Consider the following 21,194-nt stretch of genomic DNA (forward strand, 5'->3'; position numbering starts at 1 on the left):
TGGTGATGCCGGGCGACAACGTGTCCTTTGGCGTCGAACTGATCGCGCCGATCGCCATGGAACAGGGCCTGCGCTTCGCCATCCGCGAAGGCGGCCGCACCGTCGGCGCAGGCGTCGTCTCAAAGATCGTCGAGTAAGGGCAACCGTGTCGAACGTTTCGTTCGACGGCTTCTCGAAAAACGAATGGGGCCTCCTTCAGGTATCTGACCTGGGGGAGGCCGCATTGATTCCGACCATGATCAGTCAGGCCGAGCAGGCCTTTTATGTCTGGCTGACGCGTGAATGCTGCGCCGATCTGGGCGCGGTTGTCGATCTGGGTGCCTTTGCGGGTGGTTCGACTGCCTGTCTGGCAGAGGGGCTGCGGCAGGCGGGGCGTAAACAGATCGTGCACGGCTATGACAAATTCCTGGTCAATGACTTCAACGTGTTCCGCAGGCGCTATCACACTTACCTGGCCGATCTGCCGGCGCGGGATGCCGATTTTCCGCCGCGCGGACTGCCCGAGATACAGGGTGACGACCTGCTTCCCGTCGTCCGGCATTTTCTCGCCCCGTGGGGGGATCGAATCGTGCTGCACAAGGGGTTGATCGAAGATCAGACATGGCAGGCCGGTCCGGTCGAGCTTCTGGTCATGGATGCGTCCAAAACCGCGAAATCCATGCACGAGATGAGCCGCCTGTTCTTCCCGCATCTGATCGCGGGTCGCTCCATCGTGGTCCAGCAGGATTTTCTGTGGTGGCAACAACCCTGGATCGCCGCTCAGATGGCTGTTCTGTCGGACTATTTCGAACCGATTGCGCATGTCGCGCCGATGTCGGTATCCTTTCTCTACACGAAACACATGCCGCCCGAGATGCTGGAACAGGCCAATATCGTGACGATGACGGATGACCAGCTGGTCGGCCACCTGCGTGCCATGAAGCAGAGCGTAAAGCGCTTCCGTATCGACAGGCTGATGCGTCGGCTGATCAGCGCGGTCAGGGCCAATCCCGAGGCACGACAGGCCTTTCATTTTCGCAACCGGCCTGACGGGTTTTTCACCTGACGACTTTCTTTCAGGGCCGCTGGCTGGTATTCATGCCACAAGCCTGATGGAGGCTTTGATGAACATTTCGCTCTGAACCCGTCGTTATGAATTGGTCAAAGCGAGGTCGTCATGCCCTTTCCCTCTCCCCGAACCCTGCACCCGATTGTCCTGCCTGATGGCGAACGCCACCTCAGTACGGTTTTCCTGTCTGCCGCGATCGATCATCCGCGCTGGACGGTCGGTGCGTATAGCTATGCCTCTTCCTTTGATGCGCCGGCGGACTGGTCCTCTCGACTGGCGCCATATCTGCACCCCCAAAGCAGAGAACATCTCAGCATCGGGCGGTTTTGCCAAATCGCGGACGGGGTGCTTTTCATCACGGCATCGGCCAATCACAGACGCGACGGGTTTTCCACATTTCCCTTCGCGATTTTCGACGGGATGGACCCGGACCGTCCGTCGCTTCCCGATGGTCCGTTTCCGGATACGGAGATCGGCAATGACGTCTGGATCGGGCAGGGCGCGCGCGTTCTTCCGGGTACACGAATCGGTTCGGGGGTGATTATCGGCGCCGGTGCGGTGATTGGCGGCCATATACCGGATTACACTGTGGTTGGCGGCAATCCCGGCAAGGTCCTGCGGTCGCGCTTTGCACCCGCGACGGTCTCGCGGTTGCTCGAACTGTCATGGTGGGACTGGCCCATCGAGCATATTCTGCGACATGAAGCGGCGATTTGCGGCGCCGACCTTGCGGCATTGAATGTTGCGGCTGCCGAACTCTAACGGCGACCCGTTGCGGCGTCGGCCTCGTCCGTGACCGCGTCGAGTGCGATTTCGAGCTTCTCGCGCAATCGTTCGGTCTCTTCGTCACTTGGCCGGCGCGGTACGGTTTCCGGCCATTCCCGGCAGACAAGGGTGCCGCGCGTGAAAGGCGCGGGCAGCCACATCCTGTCCCATGTCGGCAAGGCGAGAACCCGGCGTGCGGAAAAGCTCACCACGAATATCCGCTTGCCCGATGTGCGCGCCCAGACCAGCGGTACGGTTGAGGCGACACGCGCGGGCCCGCGCGGCCCATCGGTGGCGATGCCGATCGACCAGCCATCGCGGATCCGGCCCAGGACCTCGCGTGACAGCGCGACATGGCGCATGTGCGATGACATCGCAATGGTGTCAAAGCCGAAACGCGCCTGGACCTGACCGGCCATGCGTCCCGCCCTTGCAGCGGAGGTCAGCGAGCAGATTTTGCCGAGTTCCATGTTGAACAGGTAAGGCGCCATCATCAGCCGCTGGTGCCACAGCGCCACGATGACAGGCTCTCCCTGCGCCAGAACCTCGTCCATCGCCTCGAAACCCGTCCGCTCCCATCGCGAGGTCCGATAGGCCAGCCGGATATAGGCGGCGAAGGCACCTTCGATTGCGTTGTTGAACCACGCGCTGTCAGCGATTTTCTTCCGCAGGCTCACCTGTTGCTCCCGTCTTTTGGTCATTCTCATACGCGACGCGGCGAGCGGCGGGAATGGTCCGGTTCGGCTTTTGTCATAATGGCGTAAACTCAGTTGTATCGCGAGGCTATTTCCCTCTTGCCCCGACGCGCGCCTTGGCTTAGGACAACCCCGGTCCTAGGGGTATAGCTCAGCTGGTAGAGCGACGGTCTCCAAAACCGTAGGTCGCGGGTTCGAACCCTGCTGCCCCTGCCAATTCACACCAGATACAGGGATCGTGAGCCGCGAGTCCGCCACCGGTCGGATCGGGGTTGAAGCGGTTACATAGCTCGCTTTTGCGTGAAACTGCCGCGAAAACTGCACACTTGGCGTGCGTTGCGGCGATCTGCGGCTTGAAACACCGGGCTCAGAACGTTATGTGCCCGCTAATCGACATCAGAAAAGGGCCCCCTCATGGCCACCACCAACCCCATTCAGTTCATCCAGCAAGTGCGTGCCGAGGTTGCCAAGGTCGTTTGGCCGACACGTCGAGAGGTGCTTCTGGCCACGGTGATGGTTCTGATCATGGCGGCGCTGACCGCGGCCTTTTTCGCGCTGGTCGATCTTCTGATCCGTGGCGGGCTGACGGCGTTGCTTGGAATGTTCGGCTGACAATCCCCGACCAACGGCGCTCTGCATTTCAAGGACGACATCAGACTACCCAGAGCCCATGCGGTGATTTGCACGATCTGCGTTTTGTGATATGAGGCGATGGCTGTGCCGCACCCCGAGATTTTCGTTGGGTGCATGGGGTACATGCAATAATACTCGGTTAACCCCTTGAACATTTGACAAATGAGCGTTAGGTCACGCCCGTCCCGGAACATTGGCGTGTGGCGATTCGTGCCGCGCGCCGCTTTTTGTTCTGCGGATGACGGGTCAACCGTTTGAAAGACTTATAGAATTTCGAGGCGTTCCGCGATGGGCGACTCGGCAAGACAAGGGCGACGAGCTTCATGGCGAAACGGTGGTATTCGGTCAGTGTTCTTTCGAATTTCGAAAAGAAGATCGCAGAACAGATCCGCACATCGGTCGCCGAGCAGGGGCTTGAGGGCGATATCGATGAGGTCCTCGTTCCCACCGAAGAGGTGATCGAGGTCCGTCGCGGCAAGAAGGTGACAACCGAACGCCGCTTCATGCCGGGTTACGTGCTTGTGCATATGGAAATGTCCGATCAGGGGTATCACCTGATCAACTCGATCAACCGGGTGACCGGTTTCCTTGGCCCGCAGGGCCGCCCGATGCCGATGCGTGATGCCGAACTGAACGCGATCATGAACCGGGTGCAGGAGGGCGAAGAAACGCCGCGCACGCTGATTCATTTCGAGATCGGCGAGAAGGTCAAGGTCAACGACGGTCCGTTCGAGGATTTCGATGGCATGATCGAGGAAGTGGACGACGAGAACCAGCGCCTGAAGGTGTCGGTTTCGATTTTTGGCCGGGAGACACCGGTCGAACTGGAATTCACGCAGGTCAGCAAGCAGGCCTGAGTGTTCGGCGGGCGCTGACCTGCCTGCGGCCGGCTGGCCGTTCGTTTGTGGGAGGCAACGGCACGCGTGTCCGAGCCGCACCACGCTAGCAAATCGGGGTGTGACGCGTCACGCCTCTTAGGGCGGGGGAACCCGCCGATGACAAAAGGAGATGGCCAATGGCCAAGAAACTCGTCGGCTCCATGAAGCTGCAAGTGCCCGCCGGGCAGGCAAACCCGTCGCCGCCAGTTGGACCCGCCCTGGGCCAGCGCGGCATCAACATCATGGAATTCTGCAAGGCGTTCAACGCCAAGACCGCGGATCTCGAGCCCGGCGCGCCGTGCCCGACCGTGATCACCTACTATCAGGACAAGTCCTTTACCATGGACATCAAGACGCCGCCGGCGTCGTATTTCCTGAAGAAGGCGGCCAAGCTGAAATCCGGTGCCAAGACCCCGTCGCGTGAAGTCGTGGGTACTGTGACCGTCAAGCAGGTGCGCGAGATCGCCGAAGCGAAGATGAAGGATCTCAACGCCACCGATATCGATGCGGCGATGAAAATCATTGTTGGCTCGGCCAACTCCATGGGCATCGAGGTGAAGTAAGATGGCAAAGCTTGGAAAACGTACCCGCGCCGCCCGCGAAGCCGTTGCAGGCAAAGACAACCTGAGCGTCGAGGAAGCCGTCGCACTGGTCAAGGGCAATGCGAACGCGAAATTCGACGAAACCGTCGAACTGGCCGTGAACCTGGGTGTCGATCCGCGCCACGCCGACCAGATGGTCCGCGGCGTCGTCGGACTGCCGAATGGAACCGGCAAGACGGTTCGCGTTGCGGTTTTTGCCCGCGGCCCAAAGGCGGACGAAGCAACCGCCGCCGGTGCCGACATCGTTGGCGCAGAAGACCTGATGGAAACCGTGCAGGGCGGCAAGATCGAGTTTGATCGCTGCATTGCAACACCGGACATGATGCCGATCGTCGGTCGCCTGGGCAAGGTGCTGGGTCCGCGCAACCTGATGCCGAACCCCAAGGTCGGAACCGTCACCATGGATGTGGCCGGTGCGGTGAAGGCCGCCAAGGGTGGCGAAGTGCAGTTCAAGGTCGAAAAGGCCGGTGTCGTGCACGCAGGTGTGGGCAAGGCATCGTTCGACGAGGCCAAGCTGGTCGAAAACGTGCGCGCCTTTGTCGGTGCCGTGGCCAAGGCCAAGCCTGCGGGTGCCAAGGGCACCTATATGAAGAAAATCGCGCTGAGCTCGACAATGGGACCTGGCGTCACCATTGATGTTGCCAGCGCGACCGGCGAATAACATCGCCGCACAGGAATTTGGAGCTTCGGCTCCAGATGGCGGGGCCGCAACACTTGGCCCCGTCCTGTCCGAGACGGAGGGTTCAGGCAATAGCCTGAATAATTCCTTCCTGAGATGGGAAACGAGACATATTGCACCTTCGGGTGGTTTTGGCTCGGGACCCTGAAATTGGACCCGAATGCCCCGTGACCAATATGCGGGGTGAAACTGAGCCGGGGGGAAACTCCCATACTTGGAGTGAAACTGTGGATAGAGCCCAGAAAGAGAAAGTGGTCGAGGAACTCGGCCAGATCTTTGAAAGCTCTGGCGTCGTCGTGGTAAGCCACTACGTCGGACTGACAGTTGCCGAGATGCAGGACCTGCGCGCGCGTGCACGCGAAGCGGGTGGGTCTGTGCGTGTTGCCAAGAACAGGCTCGCCAAGATCGCCCTTGAGGGTAAGCCGTGTGAGTCCATCACATCGCTCCTGACGGGCATGACCGTTCTGACCTATTCCGAGGATCCTGTGGCTGCGGCCAAGGTAGCCGAGGATTTCGCCAAGGAAAACAAGAAGTTTGAAATTCTTGGCGGCGCAATGGGTGAGAATGCGTTGGACCGGGCCGGTGTGCAGGCCGTATCGAAAATGCCGTCTCGCGAGGAGCTTATCGCTACCATCGCAGGCATGCTCGGTGCACCTGCAAGCAACATCGCCGGGGCCATTGGCGCACCTGCAAGCAACATCGCGTCCATCTTGTCCACCATCGAGGACAAGGCGGCCGCCTGAGCAACGTAAGTCCGGCACGTGGGTGAACACGCGTCGTTGGAACACACGAACTGTAAACGGAAAGAGCTGATAAAATGGCTGATCTGAAGAAGCTGGCAGAAGAGATCGTTGGTCTGACCCTGCTGGAAGCACAAGAACTGAAAACCATCCTCAAGGACGAATACGGCATCGAGCCCGCCGCCGGCGGCGCTGTCATGATGGCGGGTCCTGCTGAAGCCGGTGGCGCAGCCGAGGAAGAAAAGACCGAATTCGACGTCGTTCTGAAGAACGCCGGCGCTTCGAAAATCAACGTGATCAAGGAAGTTCGCGGCATCACCGGTCTGGGCCTGAAAGAAGCCAAGGACCTGGTCGAAGCCGGCGGCAAGATCAAAGAAGGCATCGACAAGGCCGAAGCCGAAGAGATCAAAGGCAAGCTGGAAGCAGCTGGCGCCGAGGTCGAGCTGGCCTGAGCCGGCAGGTGGGGCAACCCGCCGCATGAAATTTGGCTGGATCCGGAGAAATCCGGGTCCAGCCGAACCTGTCTTGGAAAGGGCTTTTGGACAAGCCTTTTCCAAGGCGTGGTTCACGGGATCGGGAGGCTGCCATTCGGGACGGTGGCCATGAATTGATCCGGACACGCTGTCTCGTATGGGCAAGGTGCCAGGGCCCGGCGGCATCCTTGACCGGTGAGAAAACTGAAAGGTGACACCTGATATGGCTCAGTCCTTCCTTGGCCAGAAACGTCTTCGTAAATATTACGGTAGAATCCGTGAAGTGCTGGAAATGCCGAACCTCATCGAGGTTCAGAAATCCAGCTATGACCTGTTCCTGAATTCCGGTGACGCGCCACAGCCGACCGACGGCGAAGGCATCATGGGCGTGTTCCAGTCGGTTTTCCCGATCAAGGATTTCAACGAGACCAGCGTGCTGGAATTCGTGAAATACGAGCTGGAAAAGCCGAAATACGACGTTGAGGAATGCCAGCAACGCGACATGACCTACAGCGCACCGCTCAAGGTGACGCTGCGGTTGATCGTGTTCGATGTCGACGAGGATACCGGTGCGAAATCGGTCAAGGACATCAAGGAACAGGACGTGTTCATGGGCGACATGCCCCTGATGACGCCCAATGGCACATTCATCGTGAACGGCACCGAACGCGTGATCGTAAGCCAGATGCACCGCTCGCCGGGCGTGTTCTTTGACCATGACAAGGGCAAGACCCACAGCTCGGGCAAGCTGCTTTTTGCCTGCCGCATCATCCCGTATCGCGGCAGCTGGCTCGACTTTGAATTTGATGCCAAGGATATCGTCTATGCGCGCATCGACCGCCGCCGCAAGTTGCCGGTGACGACGCTGCTCTATGCGCTCGGGCTGGATCAGGAAGGCATCATGAATGCCTATTACGATACGGTTTCCTACACGCTGAACAACAATCGAGGCTGGGTGACTCCGTTCTTCCCGGAACGGGTTCGCGGCACGCGTCCGACCTATGACCTCGTCGATGCCAAATCCGGCGAAGTGATTGCCGAGGCCGGCAAGAAAGTGACTCCGCGCGCGGTCAAGAAGCTGATCGATGAAGGAACGGTCAGCGACCTCTTGGTGCCGTTTGATCACATCGTCGGCAAGTTCGTCGCCAAGGATATCATCAACGAGGAAACCGGCGCGATCTATGTCGAGGCCGGGGACGAGTTGACGCTGGAATACGACAAGGATGGCGACCTGATCGGCGGCACCGTCAAGGACCTGATCGATGCGGGTATCACCGACATTCCGGTTCTTGACATCGACAATGTCAATGTCGGCCCCTACATCCGCAACACAATGGCGCAGGACAAGAACATGAACCGGGAAACCGCGCTCATGGATATCTATCGCGTCATGCGCCCGGGCGAGCCGCCCACCGTTGAAGCGGCGAGCGCGCTGTTTGACACGCTGTTCTTCGACAGCGAGCGTTACGACCTCTCGGCAGTTGGCCGGGTCAAGATGAACATGCGTCTCGCGCTGGATGCGGAAGACACCATGCGCACCCTGCGCCGCGAAGACATCGTTGCCTGCATCAAGGCGCTGGTGGAATTGCGCGATGGCCATGGCGACGTGGATGACATCGACCACCTGGGCAACCGTCGCGTGCGGTCGGTCGGCGAGTTGATGGAAAATCAGTACCGCGTGGGTCTGCTGCGCATGGAGCGCGCGATCAAGGAACGCATGTCTTCGGTCGAAATCGACACGGTGATGCCGCAGGATCTGATCAACGCGAAACCGGCGGCCGCCGCGGTGCGCGAATTCTTCGGCTCGTCGCAGTTGTCGCAGTTCATGGACCAGACCAACCCGCTGTCCGAGGTGACGCACAAGCGCCGCCTGTCGGCGCTTGGGCCGGGCGGTCTGACGCGCGAGCGCGCGGGGTTCGAGGTGCGCGACGTTCACCCGACCCACTATGGCCGCATGTGCCCGATCGAGACGCCGGAAGGGCCGAATATCGGTCTGATCAACTCACTGGCGACCTTTGCCCGCGTGAACAAGTACGGCTTCATCGAAACTCCGTACCGCGTGGTCAAGGAAGGTCACGTGACGGACGAAGTGCACTACATGTCCGCCACCGAGGAAATGCGTCACACCGTGGCACAGGCCAACGCGTCGCTGGACGAGAGCGGCAATTTCATCAACGAACTGGTGAGCACGCGCCAGTCCGGCGACTATACGCTGGCGCCGCGCGAGAATGTCGACCTGATCGACGTTAGCCCGAAACAGCTCGTTTCGGTGGCCGCGTCGCTGATTCCGTTCCTTGAAAACGACGACGCCAACCGCGCCCTGATGGGGTCGAACATGCAGCGTCAGGCGGTTCCGCTGCTGCGGGCCGAGGCACCGCTGGTCGGGACCGGCATCGAAGAGGTTGTGGCGCGGGATTCCGGTGCTGCGATCATGGCGAAACGCGCCGGCGTCATCGACCAGGTCGATGCGCAGCGGATCGTGATCCGGGCCACCGAAGATCTGGAACTGGGCGACGCGGGTGTGGATATCTACCGCATGCGCAAGTTCCAGCGGTCGAACCAGAACACCTGCATCAACCAGCGTCCGCTGGTCAAGGTCGGGGATCCGGTGCAGAAGGGGCAGGTGATCGCCGATGGTCCGTCCACCGATATCGGTGAACTGGCGCTCGGCAAGAACGTGGTCGTCGCCTTCATGCCGTGGAACGGCTACAACTACGAAGACTCGATCCTGATCTCCGAGCGCATCGCGCAGGACGACGTGTTTACCTCGATCCATATCGAGGAATTCGAAGTCGCCGCCCGCGATACCAAGCTCGGGCCGGAAGAGATCACCCGCGACATTCCCAATGTCGGTGAAGAGGCGCTGCGCAACCTCGATGAGGCCGGCATCGTCTATATCGGTGCGGATGTGGAACCGGGCGATATTCTCGTCGGCAAGATCACTCCCAAGGGCGAGAGCCCGATGACGCCGGAAGAGAAGCTCCTCCGTGCCATCTTCGGCGAAAAGGCGAGCGACGTGCGCGACACCTCGCTGCGCGTCAAGCCGGGCGATTTTGGCACCGTTGTCGAAGTGCGTGTGTTCAACCGCCACGGTGTGGAAAAGGACGAGCGTGCCCTGCAGATCGAGCGCGAAGAGGTCGAACGCCTTGCCCGCGACCGTGACGACGAGCTGGCTATTCTCGACCGCAACATCTATGCGCGCCTGAAATCCGTCATCATGGGCAAGACGGTTGCCAAGGGGCCGAAAGGCATCAAGACCGGGTCCGAAGTGACCGAGGATCTGTTGGCAACCCTGAGCCGTGGACAATGGTGGCAGCTTGCCCTGCATGAAGAGGATGACGCCAAGATCGTCGAAGCCCTGCACGAGCAGTACGAGGCGCAGAAGCGCGCCCTTGATGCGCGTTTTGAAGACAAGGTCGAAAAGGTCCGTCGCGGCGACGATCTGCCCCCGGGCGTGATGAAGATGGTCAAGGTGTTCGTGGCGGTGAAGCGCAAGCTGCAACCGGGCGACAAGATGGCCGGACGTCACGGCAACAAGGGTGTGATTTCCAAGGTTGTCCCGATGGAAGACATGCCGTTCCTCGCGGATGGTACGCCGGTCGATTTCTGTCTGAACCCGCTGGGCGTGCCGTCGCGTATGAACGTCGGTCAGATCCTTGAGACCCACATGGGATGGGCCGCGCGCGGCCTGGGGCTCAACATCGACGAAGCGATGCAGGAATACCGGCGCTCGGGCGATCTGACACCGGTACGCGAAGCGATGAAGCTGGCCTATGGCGACGATGTCTATGACGAAGGCATCAGCGGCATGGACGAGGATCAGCTTGTCGAAGCGGCGGGGAACGTGACCCGCGGTGTGCCGATCGCGACGCCGGTTTTCGACGGTGCGAAAGAGGCCGATGTCAACAACGCGCTGCTGCGCGCCGGGTTCAGCGAATCCGGTCAGTCGGTGCTTTACGATGGCCGGACCGGCGAGCAATTCGCACGGCCTGTCACCGTGGGCGTCAAGTACCTGCTCAAGCTGCACCACCTGGTCGACGACAAGATCCACGCGCGTTCGACCGGACCGTACTCGCTCGTGACCCAGCAGCCGCTGGGCGGTAAGGCGCAGTTCGGTGGCCAGCGCTTTGGGGAAATGGAAGTCTGGGCTCTGGAAGCCTATGGCGCTGCATACACCCTGCAGGAAATGCTGACCGTGAAATCGGACGACGTTGCCGGACGGACCAAGGTCTATGAAAGCATCGTCAAGGGCGAGGACAACTTTGAAGCCGGCGTGCCGGAATCCTTCAACGTTCTCGTGAAAGAGGTCCGGGGTCTCGGCCTGAACATGGAACTCCTGGATGCGGAGGAAGAGTAGGGGCGGTTTCGCCCCAAACTCATCCCATCCCAATGTGTAAGGACGCAAAATGAACCAGGAACTGACCAACAACCCGTTTAACCCGCTGACGCCGCCCAAGGTCTTTGACGAGATCAAGGTGTCGCTGGCGTCGCCGGAACGCATCCTGTCGTGGTCGTATGGCGAGATCAAGAAGCCGGAAACCATCAACTACCGCACGTTCAAGCCCGAGCGTGACGGCCTGTTCTGTGCGCGTATCTTTGGCCCGATCAAGGATTACGAATGTCTGTGCGGCAAATACAAGCGGATGAAATATCGCGGCGTCGTCTGCGAGAAATGCGGTGTGGAAGTCACGCTGCAAAAGGTTCGCCGCGAGCGCATGGGCCACATCGAACTGGCGGCACCCGTTGCGCATATCTGGTTCCTGAAATCGCTGCCGTCCCGCATCGGCCTGATGCTGGACATGACTCTGCGTGATCTGGAGCGGGTTCTGTATTTCGAAAACTACGTTGTCATCGAGCCGGGTCTGACCGACCTGCAATACGGCCAGATGATGACCGAAGAAGAGTACATGGACGCACAGGATGCCTATGGAATGGACGCCTTCACCGCCAATATTGGCGCCGAGGCGATCCGCGAAATGCTGGCGGCCATCGATCTTGAGCAAGAGGCCGAAACTCTGCGCGCCGATCTGAAAGAGGCGACAGGCGAACTGAAGCCCAAGAAGATCATCAAGCGTCTAAAAGTGGTGGAATCCTTCCTTGAATCCGGCAACCGCCCGGAATGGATGGTTCTGACCGTGATTCCGGTGATCCCGCCAGAACTGCGCCCGCTGGTGCCGCTGGACGGCGGTCGTTTCGCGACCTCCGACCTGAATGACCTGTATCGCCGGGTCATCAACCGGAACAACCGTCTGAAGCGTCTGATCGAACTGCGTGCGCCCGATATCATTGTCCGTAACGAAAAGCGGATGCTGCAGGAATCGGTCGATGCGCTGTTTGACAATGGCCGCCGTGGCCGCGTGATCACCGGCGCCAACAAGCGTCCGCTGAAATCGCTGTCGGACATGCTCAAGGGCAAGCAGGGTCGCTTCCGCCAGAACCTTCTGGGGAAACGGGTCGACTTCTCGGGCCGGTCGGTCATCGTGACCGGTCCGGAGCTCAAGCTGCACCAATGCGGCCTGCCCAAGAAGATGGCGCTGGAACTGTTCAAGCCGTTCATCTACTCGCGGCTTGAGGCCAAGGGGCTGTCGTCGACCGTGAAACAGGCAAAGAAACTCGTCGAGAAAGAACGTCCCGAAGTCTGGGACATTCTTGACGAGGTGATCCGCGAACATCCGGTCATGCTGAACCGTGCGCCGACGCTGCACCGTCTCGGCATTCAGGCGTTCGAACCGGTTCTGATCGAGGGCAAGGCGATCCAGTTGCACCCGCTGGTCTGTTCGGCGTTCAACGCTGACTTTGACGGTGACCAGATGGCCGTTCACGTACCGCTGAGCCTTGAGGCACAGCTCGAGGCGCGTGTTCTGATGATGTCGACGAACAACGTTCTGTCGCCCGCCAACGGTGCGCCGATCATCGTTCCGTCGCAGGACATGATCCTGGGCCTTTACTATGTCACGCTGGAACGCGAAGGCATGAAGGGCGAGGGCAAGATCTTTGGGTCGATCGAAGAGGTCCAGCACGCGCTGGACGCGGGCGAAGTGCATCTGCATTCCAAGATCACCGCGCGCGTGACCCAGATCGACGATGAGGGCAACGAGGTTCAGAAGCGGTACGAAACCACCCCGGGCCGCGTGCGTCTGGGGGCGTTGCTGCCGTTGAATGCCAAGGCACCGTTCGAACTGGTCAACCGTCTGCTGCGCAAGAAGGAAGTGCAGCAGGTCATCGACACTGTCTATCGCTATTGCGGCCAGAAAGAGTCGGTCATCTTCTGTGACCAGATCATGACCATGGGCTTCCGCGAGGCATTCAAGGCGGGCATCTCGTTCGGCAAGGACGACATGCTGATCCCGGACGCCAAGTGGCCGATCGTCGAAGAGACCCGCGAGCAGGTCAAGGATTTCGAACAGCAGTACATGGACGGCCTGATCACTCAGGGCGAAAAGTACAACAAGGTTGTCGATGCCTGGTCCAAGTGTAACGACCGCGTCACCGAAGCGATGATGGGGTCGATCTCTGACAGCGGGCGTGACGCAGACGGTTCCGAAAAGGAACCGAACAGCGTCTACATGATGGCGCATTCCGGGGCCCGTGGCTCGGTAACGCAGATGAAGCAGCTGGGCGGTATGCGCGGCCTGATGGCCAAGCCGAACGGCGACATCATCGAAACCCCGATCATCTCGAACTTCAAGGAAGGTCTGACCGTTCTTGAATACTTCAACTCGACCCACGGCGCCCGCAAGGGTCTGTCCGATACCGCGTTGAAAACGGCGAACTCGGGATACCTGACCCGGCGTCTGGTGGACGTGGCGCAGGATTGCATCGTGCGCATGCATGACTGTGGCACCGAAGCGGCGATCACGGCCGAACCGGCGGTGAACGACGGCGAAGTCGTGGCATCGCTGGCCGAACGTGTGCTGGGACGGGTTGCGGCGGATGACATCGTCAAGCCGGGCACCGACGAGGTTCTGGTGTCGCAAGGACAGATCATCGACGAACGGATGGCGGATGCGATCGACGAGGCGAACGTGCAGACCGCGCGGATCCGCAGCCCGCTGACCTGCGAGGCCGAAGAGGGCGTCTGTGCCATGTGCTATGGCCGTGATCTCGCTCGCGGTACGCTGGTGAACCAGGGCGAAGCGGTCGGCATCATCGCGGCGCAGTCCATCGGCGAGCCGGGAACCCAGCTGACCATGCGGACCTTCCACATCGGCGGCGTTGCGCAGGGTGGCCAGCAGTCGTTCCAGGAAACCGGTCAGGATGGTGTCGTCGCCTTCGAGAATCCGCAGATTCTCGAAAACGCGTCGGGCGAAATGCTGGTGATGGGCCGGAACATGAAGATCGTCATCAATGACGAGCACGGTGAAGAGCGTGCGAGCTTCAAGCTCAGCTATGGCTCCAAGCTGTTCGTCAAGGAAGGCGAGTCTGTCAAGCGTGGCCAGAAGCTGTTCGAATGGGATCCGTATACCCTGCCGATCATCGCGGAAAAGGCCGGTACGGCGAAGTTCGTCGATCTGGTCAGCGGTATCGCTGTGCGCGATGAAACCGACGATGCGACCGGTATGACCCAGAAGATCGTGATCGACTGGCGGGCCGCACCCAAGGGGAATGAGCTCAAGCCCGAGATCATCCTTGTCGACACCGATGGCGAACCGGTCCGCAACGATGCGGGCAACCCGGTGACCTATCCGATGTCCGTGGACGCGGTTCTGTCGATCGAGGATGGTGCCGAGGTCAAGGCCGGTGACGTGGTTGCGCGTATTCCGCGTGAAGGGTCCAAGACCAAGGACATCACCGGTGGTCTGCCGCGCGTGGCGGAACTGTTCGAAGCGCGTCGTCCGAAAGATCACGCGATCATCGCCGAAATCGATGGTTACGTGCGCTTTGGGCGCGACTACAAGAACAAGCGCCGCATCAGCATCGAACCTGTGGACGAAACGCTGGAACCGGCGGAATACATGGTGCCGAAAGGCAAGCATATTCCGGTGCAGGAAGGCGACTTCATCCAGAAGGGCGACTACATCATGGACGGCAACCCGGCGCCGCATGACATCCTGTCGATCATGGGTGTCGAGGCACTGGCCGATTACATGATCCACGAAGTGCAGGACGTCTACCGGCTTCAGGGTGTGAAGATCAACGACAAGCACATCGAGGTGATCGTTCGCCAGATGCTGCAAAAGTGGGAGATCCAGGATTCCGGCGACACGACGCTGCTCAAAGGCGAGCACGTGGACAAGCAGGAATTTGATCACGCCAATGAAAAGGCGCTGTCCAAGAATGGTCGTCCGGCACAGGGTGAGCCGATCCTTCTGGGGATCACCAAGGCCAGCCTGCAGACCCGCAGCTTTATCTCTGCGGCGTCGTTCCAGGAGACCACCCGCGTTCTGACCGAAGCATCGGTTCAGGGCAAGAAGGACAAGCTGGTCGGTCTCAAGGAGAACGTGATCGTGGGTCGCCTGATCCCGGCCGGGACAGGTGGCGCCACCCAGCGTGTGCGTCGTATCGCGACCGAGCGGGACAACGTGGTGATCGATGCGCGCCGCGAAGAGGCCGAGGCGGCAGCAGCCCTGGCGGCTCCGACCGACGCGGACATCATCGACGCCGATGCCTTTGATCCGATGGCCGAAACACCGGAAAGCCGCGATTGATCCGCTGAGCGGGTCATCGCCAGTAAGGGATGGCCCCTCGCGCCGTGATGCGCGGGGGGCTTTTTTTCGAGCAAAGCAGGGAAATGTCGCTCTGTGCTTGATATGCGCGCCGTTTTGCGCTTGACCGGTCTGGCAAGAGGGGGCGTGGCTCCCGCCGGACGGAGCAATCAATGTCGCCGAACCTGCATGGCTCGCTGCTGATGATGGCAAGCATGGCCGCGTTCACCCTGAACGACGCCTGCATCAAGGCGACCGACAACCAATTGCCCCTGTTTCAGTTGCTGACGCTGCGGGGCATCGTGACGACCTTGCTGATCTATCTGCTGGCGCGCCATCTCGGGACGTTGCGTTTTGATCTGTCGCATCGTGACTGGATGCTGGTCGCGCTGCGGTCGGTTGCCGAGATCGCGGCGGCCTACTTCTTTTTGACCGCGCTGATGAACATGCCGCTGGCCAATGTCACGGCGGTGCTACAGGTGCTGCCGCTGACCGTGACCCTCGGCGCTGCGCTGTTCTTTGGTGATCCGGTCGGCTGGCGGCGCATGAGCGCGATCATGGTTGGATTCTGTGGCATGTTGCTGATCGTGCGGCCGGGTCCGAACGGGTTTGACATCGACTCGATTTATGCGCTTGCCGCCGTGCTTTGCGTGACGATCCGCGATCTCGCGACGCGGCGCATGTCGGCATCGGTGCCCTCGATGACGGTGACGCTTGTTGCGTCACTTGCCGTGTTGCTGTTCTTTGGGCTCGGTTCCATCGGCAGTGATTGGCAGCCGCTCGACCTGCGGCTGACGCTGCTCATTGCCGGCGCGTCCTTCTTCATTCTCGGGGGGTACTTGTTCAGCGTGATGGTGATGCGCGTGGGCGATATCGCGGTGGTTGCGCCCTTCCGCTATACCGGGCTGTTGTGGGCGCTGGCTCTGGGCTGGCTGGTTTTCGGCGATTGGCCCTCCGATCTCACGTTGCTGGGGGCCGCGATCGTCGTGGCCACCGGCGTGTTCACGCTCTACCGCGAACGCGCGGTCAGGCCCGTGAAATCAGCGGGGCGCTGAAAACACCCTGCGGACATGGTCGGAGTCGATTCCGTAGGTCATCTGGAACAACAGTTCCCCCTTGGCATCCAGCGGCGTCAGCGCAGCGGGCTTGGCGGCTTTCTTGAACCGCGAGTCGTTGAAACGGTTGAACCCGCGCAGCATCATGTCCTCACCGGTAAACGTGACTGTCGGCATCGCACGAAACAGCTTGCCATGGCTGTAGTTCATCACCGACGTCTTGACATCCGGGCGCAGCATGAGCGCAAGGGCAGGGGTCCAGTACGGGGTCTGGATCGGCATTGCGTCGATCCCTTCAGGTCCCGGTCGGGCGATGTACCCCTGGTTGAAGTCGATGGCGACATGCCGGTGATTGCGCAGCAAAGCCGCCACGTCGCGGGCCGCATCCCTGAGCTTTTCGACATAGGTAAAAGCCACCGCATCGTCATCATCCAGTCGAAATTGCAGGCATGGTTCGTGGCTGGCGACCCGATGCAGGTTGATCACCTTTTGCATGGTTCCGCGGTGCTCACCGGGCGGATAGGCGAGGATCACGGCCTGTGGAATGTCGGCCACCAGCGCCTGCAGCCGTTGCCGGTATATGTCCGGAAGGCTTTCGCCCGTGAGGATGAGAAAGGTAAATTCCGGATCGGATTGGGCGCGGATCCCCGGCAAGGTGATCGTTTCGAAGTACCGGAATCTTTCCTCCAGCCGCTCTGGCGCATAGAGATAGGCGATGCGGTCTTCCACGCTTTCGTGTTCAACCTGAAACCCGCCGATGGCAGGATAGGAAAAGCGGCAAAGACCGATGACCTGCATGGACGTCCCACGATGTCGCGACATCCCAACTCTTGCAGCGTCCGGCGGTGGGATGCAAGAACCGAACACGGCGTCGGGCCTTTCCTGATTCCGCACCATGACCGGCCCGCCAGCGCGGTGAAAACGCCGCAGCGTCATCAGCGTGCGGCATCAGCCAGCCGATGTCCCGCATCGGCCGGGGGCTGTTGACACGCTCGGCGACTCCACTTATACGCCGGTTTCATCTCGGCTTTGGGGGTCGCCCCAGCTGTCGAAATCTATACTGAAGTGGTCACGATCCGGGCACCTGTCGCTCCGATCCTCTGTATACCCACCGCGTCGTTCACCTCGGAATGGGAACGATTGCGGTTTTTGCGCTTGCGGACGCGTAAGTTGCGAAGAATTTGAACCGCACGCACATGCGTGCATGACATGTATGTTGCGAAACGGGGAAAGAACCGGAATGCCAACGATCCAACAGCTGATCCGCAAGCCGCGGCAGCCTAAAATCAAACGATCCAAGTCCATGCATCTGCAGGAATGTCCGCAGAAGCGTGGCGTCTGCACGCGCGTATATACCACGACGCCGAAGAAGCCGAACTCCGCGATGCGGAAGGTGGCCAAGGTGCGCCTGACCAACGGTTTCGAGGTCATCTCGTATATTCCGGGTGAGAGCCACAACCTTCAGGAGCACTCGGTTGTCCTGATCCGCGGCGGTCGCGTCAAAGACCTTCCCGGTGTGCGCTATCACATCCTGCGCGGTGTTCTGGATACGCAGGGCGTCAAAGACCGTAAGCAACGTCGTTCGAAATACGGCGCCAAGCGTCCCAAGTAAGAAGGAGAGGCTGATATGTCACGTCGTCACGCCGCCGAAAAACGCGAAGTCCTGCCCGACGCCAAGTTCGGCGATACGGTTCTGACCAAGTTCATGAACAACCTGATGATCGACGGCAAGAAATCCGTCGCCGAGCGCATCGTCTACAACGCGATGGATCGTGTTGAAACCAAGATCAAGCGCTCGCCCGTCGAGGTGTTCCACGAAGCACTCGACAACATCAAACCCAGCGTCGAAGTCCGCTCGCGCCGTGTGGGTGGCGCCACCTACCAGGTGCCGGTCGAGGTGCGCCCCGAGCGCCGCGAAGCACTGGCCATCCGCTGGTTGATCAAGGCGAGCCGCGCCCGCAATGAAAACACCATGGAAGAGCGTCTCGCCGGCGAACTCCTGGACGCCGTGCAATCCCGCGGTTCCGCGGTGAAAAAGCGCGAAGACACCCACAAGATGGCCGAGGCGAACAAAGCCTTCAGCCACTACCGCTGGTAAACCCTCAGAGGTATTGAACTCATGGCACGCGATTATCCGCTAGACCGCTACCGCAACTTCGGCATCATGGCCCATATCGATGCAGGCAAGACCACCTGCTCCGAACGGATCCTGTTCTACACCGGCAAATCCCACAACATCGGTGAGGTGCACGATGGTGCGGCCACCATGGACTGGATGGAGCAGGAGCAGGAACGCGGGATCACCATCACTTCGGCTGCGACGACCACCTTCTGGGAGCGCACGGAAGACGGCCAGACCGCCGATTCGCCCAAGCACCGCCTGAACATCATCGACACGCCCGGCCACGTTGACTTCACCATCGAAGTCGAGCGTTCGCTGGCGGTTCTCGACGGTGCTGTCTGTGTTCTCGACGCCAACGCCGGTGTCGAGCCCCAGACCGAAACCGTCTGGCGCCAGGCGGACCGTTACAAGGTTCCGCGGATGGTGTTCGTTAACAAGATGGACAAGATCGGTGCCGATTTCTTCAACTGCGTTCGCATGATCGAAGACCGCACCGGTGCGCGTGCTGTTCCGGTCGGTATTCCGATCGGTTCCGAGAACGAACTGGAGGGCCTGATCGACCTCGTGACCATGGAAGAGTGGCTGTGGCAGGGCGAAGACCTCGGCGCAAGCTGGGTCAAGGCCCCGATTCGCGACAGCCTCAAGGACCTGGCCGACGAATGGCGCGGCAAGATGATCGAAGCGGCCGTCGAGGAAGACGACGACGCGATGATGGAATACCTCGAAGGGAACGAGCCCGACGTGCCGACCCTGCGCAAACTGCTGCGCAAGGGCACGCTCGCGCTGCACTTCGTACCGGTTCTGGGCGGTTCCGCGTTCAAGAACAAGGGTGTCCAGCCGCTGCTCAACGCCGTGATCGACTATCTGCCCAGCCCGCTGGACGTTGTCGATTACATGGGCTTCAAGCCCGGCGACGAGGAAGAAGTTCGTAACATCGCGCGCCGCGCGGATGACAACATGGCCTTCTCGGCACTGGCGTTCAAGATCATGAACGACCCGTTTGTCGGCTCGCTGACCTTTACCCGCATCTATTCCGGTACGCTGGAAAAGGGCGCGACGCTTCTGAACTCGACCAAGGGCAAGAAAGAGCGCGTTGGCCGGATGATGATGATGCACTCCAACAACCGCGAGGAAATCACCGAAGCGTTTGCGGGCGACATCATCGCGCTGGCGGGTCTCAAGGACACCACGACCGGTGACACGCTCTGTGCGGTCAACGATCCGGTCGTGCTGGAGACCATGACCTTCCCCGATCCGGTCATCGAGATCGCGGTCGAGCCGAAAACCAAGGCCGACCAGGAGAAGATGTCGCAAGGTCTGGCGCGTCTCGCCGCCGAAGACCCGTCCTTCCGCGTGGAAACCGACCTGGAATCCGGTCAGACCATCATGAAGGGCATGGGCGAACTTCACCTGGATATCCTGGTGGATCGTCTCAAGCGTGAATTCAAGGTCGAAGCCAATATCGGTGCGCCCCAGGTGGCCTATCGCGAGACCATCGGTCACGAGGTCGAACACACCTACACCCACAAGAAACAGTCGGGTGGTTCGGGTCAGTTCGCCGAAGTGAAGATGATCATCTCGCCGACAGAAGCCGGCGAAGGCTATTCCTTCGAAAGCCGCATCGTTGGTGGTGCCGTTCCCAAGGAATACATCCCGGGTGTTGAGAAGGGCATCAACTCGGTCATGGACAGCGGGCCGCTCGCCGGCTTCCCGGTGATCGACTTTAAGGTCGCCCTGATCGACGGCAAATTCCACGACGTCGACTCGAGCGTTCTGGCCTTTGAAATCGCCGCACGCATGTGCATGCGCGAAGGCATGAAGAAAGCCGGCGCCAAGCTGCTGGAACCGATCATGAAGGTCGAGGTGATCACGCCGGAAGAGTATACCGGTGGTATCATCGGCGATCTGACCAGCCGTCGCGGACAGGTGACCGGACAGGAGAGCCGCGGCAACGCGATCGCCATCGACGCGATGGTGCCGCTGGCCAATATGTTCGGCTATATCAACACGTTGCGTTCGATGAGCTCGGGCCGTGCGAACTTTACCATGCAGTTCGATCACTACGATCCGGTTCCGCAGAACATCAGCGACGAGATCCAGGCGAAATACGCATAATTATTGAAGGCAGCAGTATGATAAATCGTAGAAGTCTGGTTGTTTTTTGCGCGGCAGTACTGCTTTCGGCATGTAGCCTGCCGGGTCAGGACATGGTTGTGACCCCGCAGGTATCCGAGCGATTGGACGTCCAGAGCGTGAGTGTGAATATTGGGCCGGAAAGTGAGCCCGATTTGGCACTCCGAGGCGAATCGTTCAAAAGGAATTTCCAGAACAAGATTGTTTCTGGGCTACAGTCCAAGGGATCCGTCGGCGATCTGCCTGTGCGGGTAGTTGTAAATGTGACGTCGCTATACATCAAGCCATCGAAGGGTAGCTCAGCATCCGGGACATTTAGCGTTGTCGAAGCCGGGACCGGCAAAACGATATCTGGCCCAAATGAGTTCTCATCCCGGACACCAGCCCCAACCAGCACCGGTGGCGGCGGGCTTTTGGGGATGGCTTTGGTCAGCGCGATGAAGGGCATAGCCGATACGAACAAAACCGCTTTAAGGGTGGAGATCGAAGAACTCGGCGGTAGTGTGAGTTCGCGGATCAAGAGAATGATATTCGGTTAGCCTTAAAGGGCGAGCCCGACCAGACGAAGCTATAAAGGAGGCCATCATGGCAAAGGAAAAGTTTGAGCGTACAAAACCGCACGTCAACATCGGCACGATTGGCCATGTTGACCACGGGAAGACGACGCTGACCGCGGCAATCACCAAGTATTTCGGTGACTTCAAGGCCTATGACCAGATCGACGGC

General features: G+C 60.0%; 18 protein-coding genes, 1 tRNA gene and 1 pseudogene. 18 read left to right on the top strand and 2 right to left on the bottom strand.

Going from position 1 to position 21,194, the window contains the following annotated elements:
• From tuf to AB9K34_RS00505, 3 genes and pseudogenes are all read left to right on the top strand, one after another.
• A pseudogene (tuf, locus tag AB9K34_RS00495) lies at positions 1-137 on the top strand (elongation factor Tu); the annotation flags it as partial.
• An 86-nt stretch (positions 138-223) separates the two neighbouring features.
• Positions 224-1,045, top strand: a complete 822-nt coding sequence (locus AB9K34_RS00500) for a hypothetical protein (RefSeq protein WP_369952529.1) — start codon at positions 224-226, stop codon at positions 1,043-1,045.
• A 111-nt stretch (positions 1,046-1,156) separates the two neighbouring features.
• Entirely contained in the window at positions 1,157-1,810 is a 654-nt protein-coding gene (locus AB9K34_RS00505; RefSeq protein ID WP_369952530.1) for a CatB-related O-acetyltransferase, read from the top strand.
• Here the strand turns inward: AB9K34_RS00505 and AB9K34_RS00510 are convergent.
• Entirely contained in the window at positions 1,807-2,490 is a 684-nt protein-coding gene (locus AB9K34_RS00510; protein WP_369952531.1) for a lysophospholipid acyltransferase family protein, read from the bottom strand. The two genes, AB9K34_RS00505 and AB9K34_RS00510, sit on opposite strands and share 4 nt — an antisense overlap.
• 158 nt (positions 2,491-2,648) lie before the next feature.
• On the opposite strand from AB9K34_RS00510, the gene AB9K34_RS00515 reads away from it, so the two are divergent.
• The 10 genes from AB9K34_RS00515 to AB9K34_RS00560 all read left to right on the top strand — a co-directional run bounded on the left by AB9K34_RS00515 (position 2,649) and on the right by AB9K34_RS00560 (position 16,213).
• A tRNA-Trp gene (locus AB9K34_RS00515) sits at positions 2,649-2,724 on the top strand.
• 198 nt (positions 2,725-2,922) lie between these two features.
• The gene (gene secE / locus AB9K34_RS00520; protein WP_369952532.1) at positions 2,923-3,120 is read left to right on the top strand and encodes a preprotein translocase subunit SecE; all 198 of its coding nucleotides are present in this window, start codon (positions 2,923-2,925) and stop codon (positions 3,118-3,120) included.
• Positions 3,121-3,464: 344 nt separating this feature from the next.
• A complete protein-coding gene (gene nusG, locus AB9K34_RS00525; RefSeq protein WP_369952533.1) occupies positions 3,465-3,998 on the top strand; it encodes a transcription termination/antitermination protein NusG in 534 nt (177 codons plus the stop codon).
• Between the two features lie 158 nt (positions 3,999-4,156).
• Positions 4,157-4,582, top strand: a complete 426-nt coding sequence (rplK, locus tag AB9K34_RS00530; RefSeq protein ID WP_369952534.1) for a 50S ribosomal protein L11 — start codon at positions 4,157-4,159, stop codon at positions 4,580-4,582.
• A 1-nt stretch (position 4,583) separates the two neighbouring features.
• Entirely contained in the window at positions 4,584-5,282 is a 699-nt protein-coding gene (rplA, locus tag AB9K34_RS00535; protein ID WP_369952535.1) for a 50S ribosomal protein L1, read from the top strand.
• Positions 5,283-5,527: 245 nt separating this feature from the next.
• Positions 5,528-6,043, top strand: coding sequence for a 50S ribosomal protein L10 (gene rplJ / locus AB9K34_RS00540; RefSeq protein ID WP_369952536.1), 516 nt, complete (start codon positions 5,528-5,530; stop codon positions 6,041-6,043).
• A gap of 74 nt (positions 6,044-6,117) precedes the next feature.
• Complete coding sequence (gene rplL / locus AB9K34_RS00545; RefSeq protein WP_369952537.1) at positions 6,118-6,492, top strand: 50S ribosomal protein L7/L12; 375 nt, start codon at positions 6,118-6,120, stop codon at positions 6,490-6,492.
• Between the two features lie 244 nt (positions 6,493-6,736).
• Positions 6,737-10,870 (top strand): DNA-directed RNA polymerase subunit beta, encoded by a 4,134-nt coding sequence (gene rpoB, locus AB9K34_RS00550; protein ID WP_369952538.1) that lies wholly within the window; start codon positions 6,737-6,739, stop codon positions 10,868-10,870.
• Positions 10,871-10,919: 49 nt separating this feature from the next.
• The gene (gene rpoC, locus AB9K34_RS00555; RefSeq protein WP_369952539.1) at positions 10,920-15,161 is read left to right on the top strand and encodes a DNA-directed RNA polymerase subunit beta'; all 4,242 of its coding nucleotides are present in this window, start codon (positions 10,920-10,922) and stop codon (positions 15,159-15,161) included.
• A 170-nt stretch (positions 15,162-15,331) separates the two neighbouring features.
• Positions 15,332-16,213, top strand: coding sequence for a DMT family transporter (locus AB9K34_RS00560; protein ID WP_369952541.1), 882 nt, complete (start codon positions 15,332-15,334; stop codon positions 16,211-16,213).
• On the opposite strand, the gene AB9K34_RS00565 is transcribed toward AB9K34_RS00560, so the two are convergent.
• Positions 16,199-17,035 (bottom strand): putative rhamnosyl transferase, encoded by an 837-nt coding sequence (locus AB9K34_RS00565; RefSeq protein ID WP_369952542.1) that lies wholly within the window; start codon positions 17,033-17,035, stop codon positions 16,199-16,201. The two genes, AB9K34_RS00560 and AB9K34_RS00565, sit on opposite strands and share 15 nt — an antisense overlap.
• A gap of 418 nt (positions 17,036-17,453) precedes the next feature.
• Between AB9K34_RS00565 and rpsL the strand changes: the two genes are divergently transcribed.
• The 5 genes from rpsL to AB9K34_RS00590 form a co-directional block, all read left to right on the top strand.
• A complete protein-coding gene (rpsL, locus tag AB9K34_RS00570) occupies positions 17,454-17,825 on the top strand; it encodes a 30S ribosomal protein S12 (RefSeq protein ID WP_011570072.1) in 372 nt (123 codons plus the stop codon).
• A 15-nt stretch (positions 17,826-17,840) separates the two neighbouring features.
• Positions 17,841-18,311, top strand: coding sequence for a 30S ribosomal protein S7 (rpsG, locus tag AB9K34_RS00575; protein WP_369952543.1), 471 nt, complete (start codon positions 17,841-17,843; stop codon positions 18,309-18,311).
• Between the two features lie 21 nt (positions 18,312-18,332).
• Positions 18,333-20,450 carry an elongation factor G gene (fusA, locus tag AB9K34_RS00580; RefSeq protein WP_369952544.1) on the top strand — a complete coding sequence of 706 codons (2,118 nt, stop codon included), beginning with the start codon at positions 18,333-18,335 and terminating at the stop codon, positions 20,448-20,450.
• A 98-nt stretch (positions 20,451-20,548) separates the two neighbouring features.
• Entirely contained in the window at positions 20,549-21,007 is a 459-nt protein-coding gene (locus AB9K34_RS00585; protein WP_369952545.1) for a hypothetical protein, read from the top strand.
• 46 nt (positions 21,008-21,053) lie between these two features.
• On the top strand, positions 21,054-21,194 hold a 141-nt coding region (locus AB9K34_RS00590; protein ID WP_263615882.1), incomplete at its 3' end, for a GTP-binding protein.

The sequence above is a fragment of the Sedimentitalea sp. XS_ASV28 genome (assembly GCF_041224545.1).
Lineage (GTDB): Bacteria > Pseudomonadota > Alphaproteobacteria > Rhodobacterales > Rhodobacteraceae > Sedimentitalea.

Bases quoted from the DNA above. Each gene is read 5' to 3' on its own strand.
- AB9K34_RS00505 (WP_369952530.1), top strand. From the start codon at position 1,157: ATGCCCTTTCCCTCTCCCCGAACCCTGCACCCGATTGTCCTGCCTGAT.
- secE (WP_369952532.1), top strand. From the start codon at position 2,923: ATGGCCACCACCAACCCCATTCAGTTCATCCAGCAAGTGCGTGCCGAG.
- nusG (WP_369952533.1), top strand. From the start codon at position 3,465: ATGGCGAAACGGTGGTATTCGGTCAGTGTTCTTTCGAATTTCGAAAAG.
- rplK (WP_369952534.1), top strand. From the start codon at position 4,157: ATGGCCAAGAAACTCGTCGGCTCCATGAAGCTGCAAGTGCCCGCCGGG.
- rplA (WP_369952535.1), top strand. From the start codon at position 4,584: ATGGCAAAGCTTGGAAAACGTACCCGCGCCGCCCGCGAAGCCGTTGCA.
- rplL (WP_369952537.1), top strand. From the start codon at position 6,118: ATGGCTGATCTGAAGAAGCTGGCAGAAGAGATCGTTGGTCTGACCCTG.
- rpoB (WP_369952538.1), top strand. From the start codon at position 6,737: ATGGCTCAGTCCTTCCTTGGCCAGAAACGTCTTCGTAAATATTACGGT.
- rpoC (WP_369952539.1), top strand. From the start codon at position 10,920: ATGAACCAGGAACTGACCAACAACCCGTTTAACCCGCTGACGCCGCCC.
- AB9K34_RS00560 (WP_369952541.1), top strand. From the start codon at position 15,332: ATGTCGCCGAACCTGCATGGCTCGCTGCTGATGATGGCAAGCATGGCC.
- AB9K34_RS00565 (WP_369952542.1), bottom strand. From the start codon at position 17,035: ATGTCGCGACATCGTGGGACGTCCATGCAGGTCATCGGTCTTTGCCGC.
- rpsL (WP_011570072.1), top strand. From the start codon at position 17,454: ATGCCAACGATCCAACAGCTGATCCGCAAGCCGCGGCAGCCTAAAATC.
- rpsG (WP_369952543.1), top strand. From the start codon at position 17,841: ATGTCACGTCGTCACGCCGCCGAAAAACGCGAAGTCCTGCCCGACGCC.
- fusA (WP_369952544.1), top strand. From the start codon at position 18,333: ATGGCACGCGATTATCCGCTAGACCGCTACCGCAACTTCGGCATCATG.